Genomic DNA, 19,662 nt, shown 5'->3' with positions numbered 1-19,662 from the left:
AAATATATGTTATTAATTTAGACCAAGTATAAATAACTAATAAAAATTTCACCCTGCCTTCCGGAAATCGTCTGACAGACTTCTTATTATTGTAAATTGATAAGTTGCCCAACTCTCTGGGGTGACGGCCGATACGATCTGTTTCATTCCTATACCTTATCGCTGTTGAAAAAGCTTGCTACCAACCTGACCTTCTGGGTCCTGACCGCCATTACCTCCGGGGCATTGCTCGGCCACTACTTGCCCGACAAGGCGGTTGAAATGAAATTTCTCGGCGAGGGATTTATCTCGGTAGTGAAGCTTTTTATCAATCCCATCATCTTTTTGACCATCACGCTGGGCATCGTCGGAATGGGCGATCTGAAAAAGGTAGGAAAAGTGGGTGCCAAAGCACTGCTTTATTTTGAAGTAGTGACGACGCTCGCGTTGCTCGTAGGCGTTATCGTCGCCAACATTATCCGGCCCGGTGACGGCGTGGTGACAACTTCGCTTGAAAGAGGGGATATTTCCAAATATGCTGGTAAGGCACACGATTTCAGCTGGCTGCAATTTTTTTTGGATAATGTAACATTGCAGGTATTGCTTTTTGCCCTGGTGTTCGGCTCGGTGTTGAGCCGGATCGACGCCAAGCAGCGCATTATCGACGGCTTGAATTTTATCTCCAAATATGTGTTCCGCGCGTTGCACCTCGTGATGATCTTCGCACCCATCGGGGCATTTGGCGGGATGGCATTTACCATTGGCAAATACGGCATCCATACACTGCTACCGCTCGCCAAATTGATGGGAACCGTGTACGCAACCATGGCTGTGTTTATTTTCGGGGTATTGGGATTGATATTGAGGACTTACAAAATCAGCCTGTGGCGGTTTTTGAAATACATCCGGGAAGAGTTGCTGATCGTGCTCGGGACTTCCTCTTCGGAAGCGGGCTTGCCCTCATTAATGGACAAGTTGCAACGAATGGGCTGCTCCAAGCCGGTGGTTGGTCTCGTAGTGCCGGCAGGATATTCATTCAACCTAGATGGAACGACCATTTACCTATCGATGGCGACAATCTTTCTTGCGCAGGTTTTCAATGTGCATTTAAATATGGGCCAGATATTTTCGCTGATCGGGATATTAATGGTTACCTCCAAAGGCGCAGCGGGTGTGACGGGCAGCGGTTTTGTTGTGCTAGCATCGACATTGACGGCTATTAAGGTGATTCCTGTCGAAGGCCTGGCACTTCTGCTGGGCGTGGATCGTTTCATGTCCGAAGCGCGCGCAATCACCAACTTCATCGGCAACGGTGTCGCGACCATCTGGCTGGCCAATAATGAAAAAGAGTTCGACCGGAGTAAAATGGAATATGCGTTCAATAATATTCAGGAAACGGAGAATGTGGTGACCGATAATTTGAGCGATGTTACGCAGCCGGAGGGGAGGAAGTTGTAGTGACAGGAGAAGACATTGAGAGCTGTTTGTTAATGATGAGTGATCAGCAATATATTACTTCCAATCCTGGCATCATGCAAGGCAAGCCGGTAATCAAAGGAACCCGAATATCGGTGGAATTGATTCAAAGAAAACTGCGCGAGGGCGCGACGGTTTTTGACTGGATGAGAATGTATCCTGGTTTAAGTCACGAATGCATTCTGGCGGCATCGATGTATCAAGTGTAAATTTGAATTTCTAACAAAGTACCTTTTATATGTCCAATCAGGAAACACTTCACATACCAAGCCGGTCGAAAAGGCCTTTCATTGGGGAAGAATTTGATTTGAAGAAATGGGATGATGTCCAGCCTTTCTTCGAAGATCTGAAAAACAGGGAAATCAAGTCCGCAGAGGATTTGAAACAATGGTTTTCCGATCGCAGTGAAATCGAGTCCTATCTGTCGGAGAATTTTGCTTGGCGCTACATCCGCCAGACTTGCGACACGGCGAATACCGGCCTCATTAATGCGTTGCAATTCTTTATTACTGAAATTCAGCCAAAACTGGCAGAATATGGCAATGCGCTCGACAAGAAGGTTGTAAATAACCCGTTCCTCGGCGAGCTGACTGACCCCGGTTTCACGATCACACTCCGCGGAATGAAGAAGGCGATCGAGATTTTCCGCGACGAAAATATCCCGCTGATCACCGAAATGCAGACCGAAGAACGCAAATATGGCGCGATTGCCGGTGCAATGACTGTCACGCTCGATGGCGAGGAAATGACCTTGCAGCGCGCCGCCGACCGTCTGCAATCAACGGATAGAAATGTGCGTGAAGAAGCCTGGCGTGCCATTAGCGGTCGTCGTTACGAGGACCACGAGAAACTGGATGATTTGCTGAACAAACTCGTAGGTGTACGCAATCAGGTCGGCATTAATGCCGGCTTCAGCAACTACCGCGATTATATGTTCGCTGCAATGGGCCGTTTCGATTACACACCACAGGACTGTTTCAACTTTCACGGTTCGGTGAAAAAGGCCGTGGTGCCGATTTTAAATGAAATGGCAGCAGAGCGTAAGGCTGCACTGCAAGTGGAGGCGCTCCGCCCGTGGGATACGAAAGTCGATCCAAAAGGATTACCGCCTTTGAAACCGTTTGAAACCGGCGAAGAGCTGCTGGATAAGACAATCCACGCATTCTCGCGCCTCGATCCGTTCCTGGGCGATTGCCTTAGGATTATGAAAACCATGAAGCACCTCGACCTCGAATCACGGAAGGGCAAGGCACCGGGTGGCTACAATTATCCGCTGGACGAAATCGGTGTGCCGTTCATTTTCATGAATGCAACCTCAAATCTGCGCGATATGGTAACGCTCCTGCATGAAGGCGGGCATGCGGTGCATTCGCTCGTGACGCGCGACCTCGCATTGAATTCGTTCAAGCATACGCCTTCGGAAGTGGCCGAGCTGGCATCGATGTCGATGGAGTTGATCACAATGGATTTTTGGGATGAATTCTTTGAAAATGAAGAAGATCTGAAACGTGCGAAGATCACCCACCTCGAATCGATCATCGAAACGTTGCCGTGGGTAGCGACTGTGGATAAATTCCAACACTGGATGTACGAGAACCCGCAGCACACGCCCGAACAGCGTACCGAAGCTTGGACGGGCATTTATGAAGAGTTTACCGACTCGGTCATGGACTGGTCGGAATTGGAAAATTTCAAAAAGTATCTTTGGCAGCGACAGTTGCACATTTACGAAGTGCCATTCTATTACATCGAATACGGTATTGCTCAACTGGGGGCTATCGGGGTTTGGAAAAACTACCGCCAGGACCCGGCGAAAGGTCTGAAAGGTTACCTGGATGCGTTGAAGCTGGGTTATACCGCTACAATCGGCGAAATTTACCAGGCAGCAAACATTCCGTTCGATTTTTCGGAGCGGAACATCGCTGAGCTGATGCAGTTTGTACGCGACGAACTGGCCGTGTTAAAAAAATAATATTTCAGTAACCTGTAATTTGGTGGTTATGAAATTGGCGGTTATTTTTGCGCACAATACTATGAACGATCAAAGAAATGAAATTCAATAAAATAGTTGCTTTTGTTGCGTGTGTGGTGCTCCTTTCTTCCTGCGAATACCAAAGATTCAACCGCAAGGAGCAGAAAGATGTGAATGCCGGTAACGAATGGGTGTACGGCGTAAGCCCCGATTCTCTGCCACGTCAGATGTCATTCAAGTATGATGCACAACCTGAGCTTGATTCACGCGTGAACGACATTCGTGCAAAGCTCTACGGTGGTAAAATTCCTAGCTCGCTGGTGAAAGAATAGCAACCATTGATTGAGAAAATATATCAGATATCCCCACAAAATGGGGATATCTTTTTTTTGCACAGTTTTCTCCCGTATTGAACAATTTTAATATTGCACCAGGCGTATTATCCTTCTGGCATCCGTCCATTGACTAAGTGAAGTTGTGACAATTGAACATTTTTAATTTACTTTACGTACTCGAGGTAGGGCGAAGCCGAAATTTTAGAAAAGATATAAGCGATTAAAAAGTCTTCAAAATATGAACATAGCTTTGGTCACCGGCTCGGCCGGACTAATTGGAAGTGAATCGGTTGCTTTTTTGGCAGACAAGTTTGATCTGGTCATCGGAGTCGATAACAACCTCCGTCAATATTTCTTCGGAGCGGACGGGAATACAGAATGGAACCGGAACAGGATTGAAGAGGCATTTGGCAACTACAAGCACTACTCTGCCGATATCCGTGAGGTAAGCCAGCTCGAACCGATCTTCAAAGAGTACGGGACGGATATTAAAATGATCGTTCACGCCGCAGCGCAGCCAAGCCACGACTGGGCAGCGCGCGAGCCGTTCACCGACTTCGGTGTAAATGCGGTCGGTACATTGAACATGCTGGAAATGACCCGTTTGCATGCACCTGAGGCCGTATTTATTTTCACTTCTACTAATAAGGTTTACGGAGATAATCCGAACTATCTGCCACTCGTAGAGCTCGAAACCCGCTGGGAAATCGACGAAAGTCATCCATATTTTATCAATGGAATCGACGAGAACCATAGTATCGACCATACAAAACACTCGATCTTTGGAGCATCAAAAGTAGCTGCCGACATTATGGTGCAGGAATATGGTCGTTATTTTGGAATGAAAACGGCTGTTTTCCGTGGAGGTTGCCTTACAGGACCTAACCACTCCGGCGCTCAATTGCACGGCTTCCTGGCTTACCTGATGAAATGTGCCATTACCGGAACGCATTACACAATTTTCGGGTACAAAGGCAAGCAGGTACGCGACAATATTCATAGCCACGACCTGGTGAACATGTTCTGGCACTTCTATCAAAACCCACGTCCGGGCGAAGTTTATAATGCGGGCGGCGGCCGTTTTGCCAACTGCTCAATGCTGGAAGCGATTGCATTGTGCGAGCAGATTACTGGTAACAAACTTTCCTACTCATATTCGGAAACTAACCGCGTCGGAGACCATATCTGGTACGTGAGCGACCTTTCGAAGTTCAAATCCCACTATCCCGACTGGAACTGGGAATACGGTCTGACGGAAACACTTACGCAGATCCACGACGGAATCTCTTCCAGACTAGGCGTAAAAACTGTTTAAATCACACTCAAAGCCTCCGGAATCGCCTTCCGGAGGCTTTCGTAACTCTCTCCCATGCCAGAAAATTACGTCATTATTATACCCCAATTCAATGACTGGGAGGCGCTGAATCTGCTGATTCAAAAGATTAATGCGGATTTAAATACCCCAATCCTTCAAAATACGACGCTGCTCGTCGTGGATGATTGCTCTTCCACGGCAAGAACCCAACCCTTTGCTGCATTCGGGGGCAAGGAAGTTAAACTCCTGCGGCTTTATCGCAACCTGGGCCATCAGAAGGCGATTGCCATCGGACTTTCGTACGTGGCCGAACACTTGCAATGCGACAAGGTGATCGTGATGGATGCAGATGGAGAGGATGCACCCGGCGATATCAACAAGCTGGTAGCGAGGTCAGTAGAGGTGCCAGACAAGATCATCTTTGCGGAGCGCAACAAGCGTACGGAGGGCCTTTTGTTCAGGTCCTTTTATGTGATTTACAAATATGTGTTCAAGCTGCTGACAGGCAAGGTGATCACTTTCGGGAATTTCAGCCTGATTCCCCAAAGCCGTTTGCAAAACCTCGTTCGCGTTTCCGAGATATGGAACAACTATCCGGGTGGCATTATCAAATCGCGCATTCCGTATGATTCGGTATTGACTAACCGCGCCACCAGGCTCGCCGGTGAGAGCAAAATGAACTTTGTTTCGTTGGTGCTTCACGGTTTGAGCGCTATTTCGGTTATGGTCGATACCACGGCCGTGCGCATACTGATCTTCTCGATCTTTATGTCGGGGATTGCCATCACTTTCATTTTCTTTATTCTTTTCCTGAAACTGATCGGAAATGCTACGCCGGGGTGGGCTTCGACATTGGGCAGCACACTGGTTATCCTGATGCTGCAATCGTTTCTGATTTCTCTTTTTCTGGTGTTTATGGTGTTGCAATATCGTTCGCAGCAACATTTTATCCCAGCTGTACACTACCGCGATTTTGTCGAAAAAGTAGAGTCTTTCAGCTAATCGTATGTTCAGTTTCGACAGTTCCCCCACGGTATACTGGTTTATCGGCTACTTATTGGCGGGGTTTGTCATTTTTGCTTCGCAATCTCAATCGATATCGAATAGGGTTTACCTATGTACCGGTATTATCCTGCTGGTTCTCATGCGGTTGCCGATTATTGTTTTCAACCGTGAACTCAATGTGGATGAAAGCCAGATGGCAAGTCACGCACTGACGCTCGTGCAAGATCCGGTGTTTTGGCGTTCTGTAGATGGGACTACCATCGGTCCGTTGGACAATTATCTGCTAGTCATTCCGAAACTACTTGGCTTCCAGATTGATTACAGCTCCGGCCGCCTTATGGGGCTATTGTGTATCGCAGGAGCATGGCTTTTGCTGTTTTCGGTGCTAAAGAACTGGTTTGGAACATCCATAGCGCGACGTATTTCCATTGTCCCATTATTGTTCCTGGCATTCACACAGGAAATCGATTTTGTGCATTATTCGAGTGAGCAGCTTCCCGTGTTACTGCTGGCATTTTGCATTTATCAACTTTCACAGCTCGATCCAAAAAATGCGTCGTCTGCCAGCGGCCTCTATTTCCTTGGCCTTGTCGCAGGCGCGGTTCCTTTTAGCAAACTGCAAGCTGTTCCGCTCGTTGCTGTGATCGTGGTATCGGCCTTCTGGGTTCTGTTCCAACGTTTTCAACGATTCGGGGAGCTCAAATCTGCTATTGCATTGATAGTGGGCGGGCTCACCGTGCCGCTCCTTTTCCTGGCATTCACTTTAACGTTCGATGTTTTCGATGATTTGATTGATTTTTATGTGCTTGGAAACGCGATTTATGCTGGCGGTGCCACCTTTGGAGAAATTCCTGCGCAATTTTACAAAATCGTCGCCCTGTCGATAGACTTTCAGTTTTTTTCGCTTGCACTGATCGTCCCGATGGTAATCGGCCTGGTTAGGATCATAAGGCTGTATGTACCCGGTAAATTGGATTTTTACGTCCCATTCACGATCCTTTTTCTAGTTCTCACAAGCATCTACGCAGTTACCAAATCGGGCAACGATTTTATACATTACCTCAATTTCTGCATAATTCCCTGGACATTACTCGCTGCTTATGGCCTATCTGCCGTTGAAAGCTGGTCACCGGCGTTTCCGGCAGTAATAGTGCTTTGGTTCGGCGGCTACGATGCTTTACATTTCGTAAAAGAGCGCCGATTGAACGCCTTCGATTCAGTAGGCAAGACAACACTTCGCGAAAGCCCGGTTGTGACGAGAATTTTAGAAAGGAAACAAAAAGGTGACTATATGGCTGTGTGGGGCTGGAACTGTACCTATTATGTTGAAGCTCAACTAGCGGAAGGTACCGCAGAGAACCATTCTGAGCGCTCGATTTTCGAACATCCGATGCGCGAGACTTACCGTAAACGCTACCTATCGGACCTTGCGCGAACCCAACCCGCGTTTGTACTGGACGCGGTGGGAAAAAATAGCGTTTGGGTACAGGACAAAAAAACTCAGGGCATCGAAAGTTACCCTGAGTTGAATCAATATATTCGTAATCACTACACTTTCCTGGGCGAATTCGACGATGTGCGGCTCTACGTCCGCAACGACCGCTACGCGGCGGACCGCCGCCCGACGGACCGCCGTCCGGCCTTACGATAAAATATCGGTCGCGGTGGTGTTTTCGGCCTGCAAGAGGTCGCTTAGCGTAGTTCTGTCAAGTACCGCGAGGTTGGCATCGCGCCATCTTTCCAGCACGGTGCGCAGGCTGCATGTTTCTTCGTCTTTGCAATCATCACATTTACCATAAAAAAACATGGAAACGCAAAGTGCCGGCGCGATGGGGCCATCGATGATCCGCAGTACTTTGGAGAAATTAACTTCCCCCGGAGGCACGCGCAACAGGTAGCCCCCGCCTTTGCCTTTCTGGCTTTGGAGCACGCCGTTGTTCCGTAGGTCAAGCAGGATTGCTTCCAGGAATTTTTTCGGAATCTTCTCTTTTTCAGCGATATAAGATATCAATACCGGTCCTTTTCCGTATTGTTCTGCCAGAACTTTGAGGGCCTTAAGCGCGTATTTAGCTTTTTTAGAAATCATTGTCGATCAAATGTACTTTGGGTCAGCAAGCGTAAAGATGAACCGGTTTCTGCAAATTTTTGCTTTGACTAGTTCTAAATTTCGGATTTTTAAACAAATATCCTATCCAACAGAACATAAATTGGTGAAACAATAATTCCGTGATTAGTTTCTGGGGGGCTTTCCGCCGTTCAGAAGCCCCTGCATTCTTTCGAGGGTTTTCTTTTCGCCGCAAAGCGATAGGAACGCTTCTCTTTCCAGATCGATCAGATATTGTTCCGAAACAAGTTGCGGATAACTCAAATCACCGCCATTGATCACATAAGCCAGCTTACCCGCGATTTTCGCGTCGTGATCGGTAATGTAATTGGCCAGACGCATTTGGCTTATGCCCGCCAGGAATAATGCGATACCCGTTTTACCCTGTACCTTGATGTCATTTCGCGGTTTCGGCTGGGTGTAGCCATTTTCTGCAAGATCAATAGCGGCCTGTTTTGCCTCGGCAATCAGTCTGGAACGGTTGAGTACGATCTGATCCTTTTCTTGCAGGTAGTTCATGGCTTTCGCGTCATGCGCGGAAGTGGATACCTTCGCCTGTGCTATGTTCATGAATGCATTTTGGAGAATGTTCAGCTCGGGATCGCCGGACTGGTACATGTCAGAGCAACGCAATGCCATTTCCTTCGTGCCGCCGCCCGCCGGGATCAAGCCAACGCCGAATTCGACAAGCCCGATATAAGTCTCCGCATGTGCGACTACCTTGTCCGCGTGCAATGTGAGCTCGCAACCACCTCCGAGTGCGAGCGTGTGAGGTGCCACCACCACCGGGATCGATGAATACCGTGCCCGCATCATCGTTTGCTGGAACTGGGCAATCACCATATTGATCTCATCAAACTCTTGCTCGACAGCATACATGAAGAGCATCGCCAGATTAGCGCCCGCAGAAAATGCCTCAACCGACTCATTACCAACCACCAATCCGCGGAAATCCTTTTCCGCTATGCTAATCCCTCTCTGGATTCCTTCGATCACTTCTGAACCCATCGTATTCATTTTGGATTTGAATTCGAGGTTCAGTATACCGTCACCAATGTCATACAGGTTTGCCCCGGCGTTATTCCAGACGATGTTGTTGGAAAGGTTGCTGAGGTAAATGAAGCTGTCCTGACCAGGTATCTTTTTGTAAGATTTGGAAGGAATGTCATAATACAACCGCTTGCCATTCTCGACCTTGTAAAAGGATTCGTTACCGGCAGCCAGCATTTCGTAGACCCATTCGGCTGGTTTGAGGTCCGACGATTCCATGATCGCCAGCATGCTTTTCACGCCGATGGCATCCCAGGTTTCGAAAGGGCCGTATTGCCAGCCGAAACCGGTGGTTATGGCCTGATCGATGCGGAATATTTCGTCGGAAATTTCAGGAATGCGAAAAGTGGCATATTTGAAAATGTCGGCAAATGTCTTTCTGTAAAAATCGCCGGCTTTATCCTTGCCCGCTACCAAAGCGCCAAACCGCTTGTACACATCGCTGATAGACTTGGTGCCTTCGAGCGTGTCGAATTTGACCTTACCAGACGGCGTATATTCCAGTGTTTTAAAATCCAGCGCGAGAATTACCGATTTGCCTTTGTCATCCTTGATCTTTTTGTAAAACCCCTGGCCCGTTTTATCTCCCAGCCATTTGTTTTCAAACAGCTTTTGCATGATTTCGGGCAGCACAAAACCGTCGCGTGATTCATCCTTCCCTTCACCGGCAGCGTAAAGGTTGTTTGCAACATGTATGGTGGTATCCAGTCCGACAAGATCCGAAAGTCGGTAAGTCCCCGATTTGGGCCTCCCGGCTACCGGGCCGGTTAGTTTATCCACTTCATCTACGCTCAGGCCCATTTCTTCGGCCACGCGGATGGTTTGTATTAATGCGTAAATGCCCAGTCGGTTGGCAATAAAGCCTGGCGTATCCTTGCTGAGAACGGTCGTTTTTCCGAGAAAAAGCTCGCCATAATGCATCAGGAAATCGATCACGGTTTGATCGGTGTCCGCCGTCGGGATGATTTCGAGCAAGCGCAGGTAGCGCGGTGGGTTGAAAAAGTGCGTGCCAGCAAAATTCTTGCGGAAATCCTCGCTCCGGCCTTCCGCCATTAAATGAATGGGGATTCCCGAAGTATTGGAGGTTACCAAGGTGCCCGGCTTGCGAAGCGCGTCTACCTTTTCGTGAAGGCTTTTTTTAATGTCCAACCGTTCCACTACCACTTCGATAATCCAGTCGTAATTTTTGATATCGGCCAGGTTGTCCTCGAAGTTGCCAAGCTTAATCCGCGACGCGAATGCCGGGCTGTATAACGACGCCGGCGTCGCTTTTAAGGTCTGTTGGAAAGAATCATTCACGATCCTGTTGCGGAACGCTGGATGATCGGTGGTAATGCCTTTTGCTTTTTCGGCGTCGTTAAGGTCTTTCGGGACAATGTCGAGCAAAAGCACTTCAACACCTATATTGGCAAAATGGCACGCAATGCGCGAACCCATAATGCCTGAACCAAGAACAGCTACTTTACGAATGGAACGATTCATTTTTACTAAGGTTGGTTTTCAGGATTGGATTGATGGTTATTGAAAGTCTTCGGTGATCTCCCCAGCTTTCAGTTTTTGGTTTTCATCTTCCACCAATCGGTTTATTTCTTTGATGACGTCAAAAAATACGACGAGCTTGTCGAGTGGGATCTTGTCCCGGATCAAGGTGTTGAACGAAATTACACCCTCGCGTGCCACTTCACGTTTCTCCATGCCGAGCTCAGTGAGCACGATCCGCACGAAGCGTTTGTCATCTTTACTCACCTCGCGTCGGATAAGTCCCTTTTCTTCGAGGTTTTTCAGCATCCGCACAAGGCTGCGCGGCTCCATACCAAGCAAGGGAGCTATTTTAGTGGCCGGGGTGCCGTTTTCGATGTCAATATTTAACAGGACATACCCGACGGCCATGGTGGTGTCAAAACGGGCAGCGTAGGCATTGTACATTCGTGAAATGGAATGCCAGGCCCATTTAATCTGGAAGTCGATTGTTTTTTCCTTGCGCATCGTGTCAAAAAGCTATTGGTATCAGAGAATGCCCTTATCACAAATGTAAGCAATGTGGCCAGTATTATGCAAGCATACCAATTTGACACCAATAAAAAACACACCGCCTCAGCATGTGACGGTGTGCTGCTATTACTTTTCGCTGATGAGCTTATCCATTAAGCTATTGAAATCGGCCACGAACTCGTCGTAATAATGGCCGGTGCCCGGGCCATTGAAGCCGGTATGGATCTCACGGACCTTGCCGTTTTTATCGATAAAAATCGTCGTCGGATACGACATTACTTTGTTCAGCATCGGCAATGCCTTGGCGGTGGAAGCGTCGGAGCTTGTTCCGGCAAGCACTACCGGGTAGCTGATGCCGAAGCGGGTTACCATGCGGTCAATTTTAGGGTTGGCGATTTCGGGTTTATCCGAACGTTCGAAGGAAAGTCCGATGATCTCAACGCCGCGTTTTTTGTTTTTTTCGTACCAGGGAGCCAGGTAGTTGGTTTCATCCATACAATTGGGACACCATGAGCCCATGATCTGGATGATGACGGGCTTGCCGACAAAACGGGGATCTTTCAATGTCCATGTTTTGCCCTTGGTATCCGGAAGTGAAAAATCGACGCTTTCGAAGCCCGGTTTCAGGAATGTCATTTTGGTAGCATCCGGGAGCTTGGCTTGTGGGTCTGGCTTCGCGGTCCAGGTTTTAAATGCTTTTACGCCGGACCATTGATTGCCTTTCAGAGAGCCGTCAGGCTGGAAGCCAGCTTTAAAAAGCATGGCAAAGGAGCCGTCGAAAGTTGATAAATAGAGGCTGTCGCCATTCACGCTGCCGGTGAGGAAGCGGTAATCGCCGGTGGGTGTCAAAAATGAACCCGTCACATCGGTGCCTTGCTGGGTGAAGTTTCCAACAGCAATGGTTTCGTCTCCGCTTGCAGGGTTTTTAAGTGTTGTAGCCCATTTTCCAGCCACATTACGGGTGCTTTTGGCTTCACCTTTTTTGTAAAACTTATAATTTTCTCCTTGTACCGCTTCAAATGGCAAAGAGCCTGTTACGGTGCCGTTGGCATACCGGTAGTATGTTCCTTTAAGCCCGTCGCCGGTGGATTTGGCGATGATTTTGGCATCGAACATCATCATGGGAATTACCAGAGAGTCGTTCTGGAAATAACTGCTGTCCATTTTCAGCTTCTCGGTTCCATTGATGATATTGACGGTGTAAGTCTTACCGTCGCTGTTTCTGGCAATGTCCAGAATAAGAGGGAGTTTCTGATTGTCACGGCTCAATGTGGCGCGCCAGATACCGTTTTGTGGCGGGGTTACCGGACCAGACCGGAAGGCAGTGATAATGGCGAAAAATGAAAGTATTCCGAACGATAACAGGAGTCTCATATTTAACATAATGGTGTTTAATGACATGAGTGGTGTTAAAATTAATTCCCAAGTCGGGCGCGATTCCTACGCTTGAAAATTGCTAAGTTTGTAACTGCCGCTTTGCCGGAAATAGTTCCTCAGTACATTGCTTTTAACAAATGGATTCACCTAGTACTTACCACGTTCCCGTCATGTTACCCGAGTGTCTGGAAGGCCTTCAAATACAGCCCGATGGCATTTATGTCGACGTTACTTTCGGAGGTGGCGGGCATTCGCGGGCCATTCTGGAAAAGCTCACGACAGGCCGGCTGCTGGTGTTCGATCAGGATCCCGATGCGGTCGCTAATGCCCTGGAATTTAAGGATGACAGCCGGTTTACATTCATCCCGGCCAATTTCAGGCACCTCAAACGCTACCTGAAACTGAACAAGGCCCCGCAGGTAAATGGCATTCTGGCGGACCTCGGTGTTTCGTCGCACCAGATCAACACGCCCGAGCGGGGGTTTTCTACCCGTTTTGACGCCGACCTGGACATGCGCATGAACCCAAATATCGAGAAAACAGCGCGGGAAGTGCTCAAAACGCGCTCGGCAGGGGAATTGCAACGTATTCTCGGCATGTATGGAGAGGTGACGAATGCGCGCACGGCCGCGGAAGCCATTCTCGCTGCCAGATATAATTCGCCAATCGAAACCGTTAATGACCTGAAGGGCATTCTTTTGCGTTATGCGCCGAAACATCGTGAAAACAAGTATTTCGCGCAGGTGTTTCAGGCATTGCGTATTGAAGTGAACGATGAACTGGCGGTGCTGGAAGAATTCCTGGCACAGGTGCCGGAAGTGCTGGCGCCCGACGGCAGGCTGGTGGTGATGTCTTACCACTCGCTGGAAGACAGGCTGGTGAAGAATTATATCCAGAAAGGGAAGTTTTACGGAGAAGTCGAAAAAGACTTTTATGGGAACGAGGTCAAGCCGCTGAAAAGCGTGACGCGCAAGCCGATCGAAGCGACAGCGGAGGAGGTGGCGCTGAACCCGCGCGCCCGAAGCGCCAAGTTGCGTGTTGCGGAAAAGGCGTAACCGTACCGGTGTATATAAATGGTCAGGCGCTGTCGGAAGTAGTTACTAAAATTTATTGAAAGAGAATAGTTGCCATCAATGCCATTTCCTGACAACACCTGACGAGGAATGATAATCTCCTGGTTAAGTGCAAGTTGATTAAATACTTAACGTAACGTTGAAACATGGCTGAAAATAAAAAACGTCCTAAGCCTGTTCCCCCGAAGCCGCCCAAGCGGAAGCGGGAATATCATTTATTCAACTGGCTGAACAAGTTTTTGCCACTCGATAAAGTTTTCGGCGAAAAAGTGCCGGGCCAGGAAGAGCGTTTGCCCGTTAAATACTTTTACTATTTCGGTTGGGTGATCGTGTTGCTGGTAGCTTACGAACGGATTGGTTTTCAATCAGAAGAATATGTGCGTAAGGCGATCAAACTTAAAAAGGAGGTCGACGACCTGAAAGCAGAATATACTTCCATTCACGCGGAATATGAACGGGCCGGTAAGCAGTCGGTGGTCGTGGAAAAGGTCCAGGCGGAAGGGCTGGTCGAGAATTTGACCCCGCCTAAAAAAATCATTTTAAAAGAAGACGAATAAGCCGTTTTTTTCTCTCAACACCTCATGAAAAACGAAGTCGAAAGCGGCCAGAATAATAAAAAAGCGCTGATCAGCCGGGCCCGTCTTGTGGGCTGGTTGCTATTTGCGTTGGCGATCATGGTGTTCGCTAAGCTCATACGGGTTCAGTACTACGATACTTTCAAAGGAAAGACCTGGGCTGAATATTCAGAAAAAAACGATCTGAAACTGGATACGATTCCGGCCATGCGGGGCAATATTTATTCCAGCGACAACAGTTTGCTGGCTACGTCATTGCCCTATTATTATGTGGGGTTTGATACCAAAGTAGCGGATTCGGCTTATTTCAACAACCATATCGACGAGCTGGCAGCGCTGCTGGCCAAAAACTTCAAAGAAAATACGGCGGAAGGTTACAAAAGCAAAATCATGCGCTATCGCGTGAGCAAGAGTAAGCGCTACCTGCGCCTGAAAAGCAGGGAAATCACCCATTTGGAGCGTGAACGGATCAAGCAATGGCCGTTTTTCGCCAAGGACCGCAAAGGTGGCGGTGGCAAGTTCGAGACGATTTACAAACGTTACAAGCCTTTCAGCCCAATGGCCGACCGCACGATCGGCGGCATCGATCCAAAGAGTGGTCGGGGCTACATTGGCCTGGAAGCCAGTTTTGACAAACAACTCGAAGGAAGGCCGGGCATTGGTTGGGTGGAGAAAGTGGAAGGCGGGTTGAAAATACCGGTAGGGGATGCATTCAACGTCCAGCCCGAGGCCGGCCGCGATATTTACACAACGCTGGACATGAATTACCAGGAGCGTACCGAGATCGCATTGCGCAGAAAGTTGCTCGAGATGGACGCGGATTTCGGCTCCGTGATCATTATGGAAGTGGCTACCGGGGAAATCAAGGCAATGGCTAACCTGACCAAGCGAGGGCCGGGGAAGTACGAGGAAGTATTTAACTATGCATTGGCAGGCAGCAACGACCCCGGTTCAACATTCAAGCTGGCAACAATGATGGCTTTGCTGGAAGAAACACATATGGATCCCGACCAGGTGATGGTGAATACAGGCAATGGATCCATGAAGTTTCGTAACCATACTATCCGCGACGCGCACCGGGGCGGTTTCGGTACGATAACGGCTTCGCAGGTTTTAGAAAAGTCGTCCAACATCGGCATTGTGCAGTTAATGCAAAGGTATTTTGCCAACAAGCCCGACAAATACCTGCAATATCTGAAGCAATTCCATCTGAACCAGCCCACTGGTATCCATATGAAAGGCGAAAAGCCACCATTGATCCGTGATCGGAAATCGAAGCAGTGGAGCAACTACTCGATGTATTTCATGGCGCATGGCTACGAAATGCAGATGACCCCTTTGCAGACGCTGGCCTTTTACAATGCAGTGGCCAATAATGGTTACTGGGTACGGCCGATGATCGTGCGGGAGATACGCAATGCGGAAGAAATTGAAGACAAAATCCCTGCATATGTAGAAGAAAAACCGATCTGCTCGCCGGAAACCATTCGGAAATTGAAGAAGATGCTGGAAGGTGTGGTAAATGCCGGTTTGGCAAAACATATCAAAAGTGATTTGTACCAGATTGCCGGGAAAACCGGGACGGCGCGGAAGTTGATCAATGGCGTGTATACCGAGGGCAAAAACTACACCTCGTTCGCAGGTTATTTTCCAGCCAATAAGCCAAAATATAGCTGCATCGTGATTATCGACAATCCCAAAAGCGCGGGAGCCGATTACACCCGTTATGCGGGAAGCGTTGCAGCGCCTGTTTTCAAAGAAGTAGCCGACCGCATATATGCGTATGACGTTGCGATTCAGAACCCGGTGAAAGATTCAATACCCGAGACATCCACGGATGTGAAATGGACGGGTATGACGAGCGACCTTAATGTAATCAGCAAGTCATTGAATATGACACCCGTTGCCGATGAAAGCGAATATGCCGCGGCATCGCTCTACAAACAAGGTAAAACGAAATGGAGCCCGCGTGATGTGGAATCGCGGGATGTACCTAACCTGGAAGGAATGTCGATGCGCGACGCCTTGTACGTAATGGAAAACAAGGGTTTCAAGGTGACGTTCAAAGGCTCCGGCAAGGTGATCGAACAATCATTGCCTCCGGGCATCAATAAAACGGGAAGCAAGGCGATCCTGCTTACATTACAATAATCCTTCATGGAAAACGATCCAATTTTGAGCAGCCTGCTCGGCGAAGTAAAAGGGGCCATTATCCATGGTTATGCCGATGTCAAGGTCAAGAATATCATTCTGGATTCCAGAAAAGTTATCCCCGGAAGCCTGTTCGTCGCATTACGCGGGACACAGGTGGATGGACATCAGTTCATTGGAACCGCTACCGGGCTAGGTGCGACCGCTATTTTATGCGAAGAACTTCCCGAAAGTGTAAGAGAAGACATTACATATATTGAGGTTGAGGATTCGGCTGAGGCGATGGGACTTATCGCGGCGGCTTTTTATGGTCATCCTTCCAAAAAAGTGAAGCTGGTTGGCGTGACGGGCACCAATGGAAAAACATCGGTGGCGACATTCCTTTTCCAGCTTTTCAGGGCATTGGGTTATCGTTCCGGCTTGTTGTCGACGGTTCAGAACCAGATCGAAGACGAGATCATCCCTTCCACACACACCACACCCGACGCCGTGGCTCTGAATGCATTGCTCGCCGAAATGGCTTCCCGCAATTGCAGCCACGTGTTTATGGAAGTGAGCTCGCATTCCGTCGCCCAGCACCGCATCACCGGTCTGCATTTCGCCGGCGGCATTTTTACCAACATTACCCACGACCACCTCGATTTTCACAAGACATTCGATAACTATATCAAGGCCAAAAAAGGCTTTTTCGACGCATTGCCGAAGAACGCATTTGCATTGGTGAATATTGACGACCGCCGCGGCACCGTGATGGTTCAGAACACCAAAGCGCGCGTCGAAACTTACTCGCTCCAAACGCTGGCGAGCTTCAAGGGGAAAATTATCTCAGATACGCTCGCGGGGATGCACATGGACATTAACAACCAGGAAGTATGGTTCCGTGTGATTGGGCGTTTCAATGCTTATAATCTGCTCGCAGTATATGGTGCAGCGGTGCTTTTGGGGGAGAAGGAAGAGGCTGTTTTAACGGAACTTTCTAACCTGAAAAGCCCTCCGGGCCGGTTCGAGCAATTCCATTCGGCCGATCACATTGTGGGCATTGTTGATTATGCACACACACCCGACGCGCTTGAAAATGTACTCGAAACAATCGCACATTTGCGTCAGGGCAACGAACAGGTGATCACCGTGATAGGCTGCGGAGGCAACCGTGATGCGGAAAAGCGGCCTAAAATGGCGGAAATCGCCTGCCGGTATAGCAATCGTGTGATCCTGACATCGGACAATCCGCGTTTCGAAGACCCAATCGATATTCTCGACCAGATGCGGAAAGGTGTGCCGCCATTGGATTACAAAAAAACAACCGTGATCGAAGACCGCCATGAGGCTATTTTGAAAGCCGGTTTTGAAGCGGAGGCCGGTGATATTATCCTGATCGCGGGTAAGGGACATGAAAATTACCAGGATATTAAAGGTGTAAAACACCATTTCGACGATAAGGAGGTGTTAATGGAAGTATTCGCAAAGCGGGCGGGGAATTAAAAATCACCGTGCTTTTGGCGTAGTCTATTAAAAAAACCAATTTTGCAGCCGTCATCCCAACAAGCTTTTTCATGCTCTATTATCTCTTCGATTACTTAGACAAGCACTTCAACATTCCCGGGGCCGGGGTATTTCAATACATCTCGTTCAGGGCGCTGGGGGCGACGGTTTTGTCGCTATTTATCGCTGCCACCTACGGAAAGTCTATTATTAATCTGCTACGGAGAAAGCAAATGGGTGAGTCGATCCGCGATCTCGGGCTGGCCGGGCAACTGGAAAAGGCCGGTACGCCAACCATGGGTGGCTTCATCATCCTGGCGTCATTGCTGATCCCGGTGTTGCTATTTGCGAAGCTGAGCAATGTCTACATTGTTTTGCTGATTATAACGGCCATTTGGACAGGTGGAATCGGCTTTCTGGACGATTATCTTAAGAAGTTCAAGAATAATAAGGACGGGCTGGCGGGGCGCTTCAAAATTGTAGGCCAGGTAGGTTTGGGAGTGATTGTAGGGATTACGCTTTCTTTTAATGATAATGTTAAGATCCGCGTGTATGATCAGCCACTTCTAAGCTCGAACCTGGGCGAAGTACAGCGATACCACGATATTATTCATCCGACCATTACTACTATCCCATTCATTAAAAACAATGAATTTGATTACAGGGCATTGCTTTTCGGTTGGTTACCAGAGGAATATACCTGGGTGATTTACACCATTATCGCAATATTCATCATCACCGCCATTTCGAACGGCGCCAATATTACCGACGGCATCGACGGCCTGGCTGCGGGTGTTTCAGGCATTATTGCATTGACACTCGGTGTGCTGGCGTACTTGTCCGGTAACACCAAGTTTTCGCAGTACCTGAATATTATGTACATCCCCAACTCGGGAGAATTGGTTATTTTCTGTGCGGCATTCATAGGGGCCTGTGTCGGGTTCTTATGGTATAATGCGTATCCTGCGCAGGTTTTTATGGGTGACACGGGGAGCTTAATGCTCGGTGGCGTGATTGCGGTTGTGGCGCTGGCGATCCGTAAAGAGTGGCTGATCCCGGTCATGTGCGGCATTTTTATTGTCGAGAATGCATCCGTGATCCTGCAAGTCAGCTATTTTAAATACACCAAAAGGAAATACGGCGAAGGGCGAAGGATATTCCTGATGTCGCCGCTACACCATCACTATCAGAAAAAAGGCATTCACGAGGCGAAAATCGTGACACGTTTCTGGATTGTGGGGATTATTCTGGCGATTTTGACGCTTGCCACGTTAAAGTTGCGTTGAAAAAGGCCCTACTTTCTCCCTTCTTCCCTTTCCTCCCAAAACTAAAAGAGCCCCAATTCATGCGAATCGGGGCTCTTTGCTGGTTTTTAGTCTGTCGATATTGGGGTAATTTATTCTCTTATTTCAAGTAACATCTCATCAGTGATCTTATTCCTGTCTTTAAAATCAGCGACGGTTTCGGTGAACTCGTTTTGTAGGTTCTCCACATTCTGAAGATTTTTATAAACACCGTCGTAGATCTCATTCAACGACTTGTCGAGGTTCTGGACGTTGACATTCATATTCTCTGTTTCAATCTGACCAATCTTCTTAATCACGGCAGTCTCGCTGTTTTTCAAATCCTCGATCTCTCGCAGGATTTTCTCCATGGTCTTAAACTTTTCGATCTTATCCATAAGTCTTCTTCAAGATTGTTTTGATTGTAATATTTAAAATATCGTACCAAAGCGAATGTAGCTGGCGGTAAAATAACCGGATTCGCTCCTTTTCG

At 48.3% G+C, this 19,662-nt stretch carries 17 protein-coding genes; 12 read left to right on the top strand and 5 right to left on the bottom strand.

Features of this window, described 5'->3' with window-relative positions; genetic code table 11:
* Positions 1 to 165: 165 nt before the first annotated feature.
* From dctA to LZD49_RS13945, 7 genes are all read left to right on the top strand, one after another.
* Complete coding sequence (gene dctA / locus LZD49_RS13975; protein WP_234668186.1) at positions 166 to 1,437, top strand: C4-dicarboxylate transporter DctA; 1,272 nt, start codon at positions 166 to 168, stop codon at positions 1,435 to 1,437.
* Positions 1,438 to 1,469: 32 nt separating this feature from the next.
* On the top strand, positions 1,470 to 1,664 hold the full coding sequence (locus LZD49_RS13970; protein WP_310590489.1) for a DUF433 domain-containing protein: 195 nt from the start codon (positions 1,470 to 1,472) through the stop codon (positions 1,662 to 1,664).
* A 29-nt stretch (positions 1,665 to 1,693) separates the two neighbouring features.
* The gene (locus tag LZD49_RS13965; protein WP_234668184.1) at positions 1,694 to 3,427 is read left to right on the top strand and encodes a M3 family oligoendopeptidase; all 1,734 of its coding nucleotides are present in this window, start codon (positions 1,694 to 1,696) and stop codon (positions 3,425 to 3,427) included.
* A gap of 77 nt (positions 3,428 to 3,504) precedes the next feature.
* Positions 3,505 to 3,759, top strand: a complete 255-nt coding sequence (locus LZD49_RS13960) for a hypothetical protein (RefSeq protein WP_234668183.1) — start codon at positions 3,505 to 3,507, stop codon at positions 3,757 to 3,759.
* Positions 3,760 to 4,000: 241 nt separating this feature from the next.
* The gene (locus tag LZD49_RS13955; RefSeq protein WP_234668182.1) at positions 4,001 to 5,077 is read left to right on the top strand and encodes an NAD-dependent epimerase/dehydratase family protein; all 1,077 of its coding nucleotides are present in this window, start codon (positions 4,001 to 4,003) and stop codon (positions 5,075 to 5,077) included.
* Positions 5,078 to 5,131: 54 nt separating this feature from the next.
* Positions 5,132 to 6,079, top strand: coding sequence for a glycosyltransferase (locus LZD49_RS13950; RefSeq protein WP_234668181.1), 948 nt, complete (start codon positions 5,132 to 5,134; stop codon positions 6,077 to 6,079).
* Positions 6,080 to 6,083: 4 nt separating this feature from the next.
* Positions 6,084 to 7,733: a hypothetical protein gene (locus LZD49_RS13945; protein ID WP_234668180.1), complete on the top strand. Its 1,650-nt coding sequence runs from the start codon at positions 6,084 to 6,086 to the stop codon at positions 7,731 to 7,733.
* On the opposite strand, the gene LZD49_RS13940 is transcribed toward LZD49_RS13945, so the two are convergent.
* From LZD49_RS13940 to LZD49_RS13925, 4 genes are all read right to left on the bottom strand, one after another.
* On the bottom strand, positions 7,725 to 8,168 hold the full coding sequence (locus LZD49_RS13940; protein WP_234668179.1) for an Rrf2 family transcriptional regulator: 444 nt from the start codon (positions 8,166 to 8,168) through the stop codon (positions 7,725 to 7,727). The genes LZD49_RS13945 and LZD49_RS13940 overlap by 9 nt on opposite strands.
* Positions 8,169 to 8,312: 144 nt before the next feature.
* Positions 8,313 to 10,718 (bottom strand): 3-hydroxyacyl-CoA dehydrogenase/enoyl-CoA hydratase family protein, encoded by a 2,406-nt coding sequence (locus tag LZD49_RS13935; RefSeq protein ID WP_234668178.1) that lies wholly within the window; start codon positions 10,716 to 10,718, stop codon positions 8,313 to 8,315.
* A 36-nt stretch (positions 10,719 to 10,754) separates the two neighbouring features.
* Positions 10,755 to 11,222, bottom strand: a complete 468-nt coding sequence (locus LZD49_RS13930) for a MarR family winged helix-turn-helix transcriptional regulator (RefSeq protein WP_234668177.1) — start codon at positions 11,220 to 11,222, stop codon at positions 10,755 to 10,757.
* Between the two features lie 132 nt (positions 11,223 to 11,354).
* Positions 11,355 to 12,602, bottom strand: a complete 1,248-nt coding sequence (locus LZD49_RS13925; protein ID WP_234668176.1) for a peroxiredoxin — start codon at positions 12,600 to 12,602, stop codon at positions 11,355 to 11,357.
* A 140-nt stretch (positions 12,603 to 12,742) separates the two neighbouring features.
* Here LZD49_RS13925 and rsmH point away from each other — a divergent pair, with 140 nt between their 5' ends.
* The 5 genes from rsmH to mraY all read left to right on the top strand — a co-directional run bounded on the left by rsmH (position 12,743) and on the right by mraY (position 19,172).
* Positions 12,743 to 13,660 carry a 16S rRNA (cytosine(1402)-N(4))-methyltransferase RsmH gene (gene rsmH, locus LZD49_RS13920; protein WP_234668175.1) on the top strand — a complete coding sequence of 306 codons (918 nt, stop codon included), beginning with the start codon at positions 12,743 to 12,745 and terminating at the stop codon, positions 13,658 to 13,660.
* Positions 13,661 to 13,824: 164 nt separating this feature from the next.
* The gene (locus tag LZD49_RS13915) at positions 13,825 to 14,235 is read left to right on the top strand and encodes an FtsL-like putative cell division protein (RefSeq protein WP_234668174.1); all 411 of its coding nucleotides are present in this window, start codon (positions 13,825 to 13,827) and stop codon (positions 14,233 to 14,235) included.
* A 24-nt stretch (positions 14,236 to 14,259) separates the two neighbouring features.
* Positions 14,260 to 16,404, top strand: coding sequence for a penicillin-binding protein (locus LZD49_RS13910; RefSeq protein ID WP_234668173.1), 2,145 nt, complete (start codon positions 14,260 to 14,262; stop codon positions 16,402 to 16,404).
* 6 nt (positions 16,405 to 16,410) lie between these two features.
* Complete coding sequence (locus LZD49_RS13905; RefSeq protein WP_234668172.1) at positions 16,411 to 17,886, top strand: UDP-N-acetylmuramoyl-L-alanyl-D-glutamate--2,6-diaminopimelate ligase; 1,476 nt, start codon at positions 16,411 to 16,413, stop codon at positions 17,884 to 17,886.
* Between the two features lie 71 nt (positions 17,887 to 17,957).
* Positions 17,958 to 19,172: a phospho-N-acetylmuramoyl-pentapeptide-transferase gene (gene mraY, locus LZD49_RS13900; protein WP_234668171.1), complete on the top strand. Its 1,215-nt coding sequence runs from the start codon at positions 17,958 to 17,960 to the stop codon at positions 19,170 to 19,172.
* 110 nt (positions 19,173 to 19,282) lie between these two features.
* Here the strand turns inward: mraY and LZD49_RS13895 are convergent, their stop codons facing one another.
* Positions 19,283 to 19,567 (bottom strand): hypothetical protein, encoded by a 285-nt coding sequence (locus LZD49_RS13895; RefSeq protein WP_234668170.1) that lies wholly within the window; start codon positions 19,565 to 19,567, stop codon positions 19,283 to 19,285.
* Positions 19,568 to 19,662: the final 95 nt, after the last annotated feature.

The sequence above is a fragment of the Dyadobacter sp. CY261 genome (assembly GCF_021440085.1).
Lineage (GTDB): Bacteria > Bacteroidota > Bacteroidia > Cytophagales > Spirosomataceae > Dyadobacter.
Note: the sequence above shows the minus strand (reverse complement) of the source record. Positions and strands in the feature narration are given on the sequence as shown.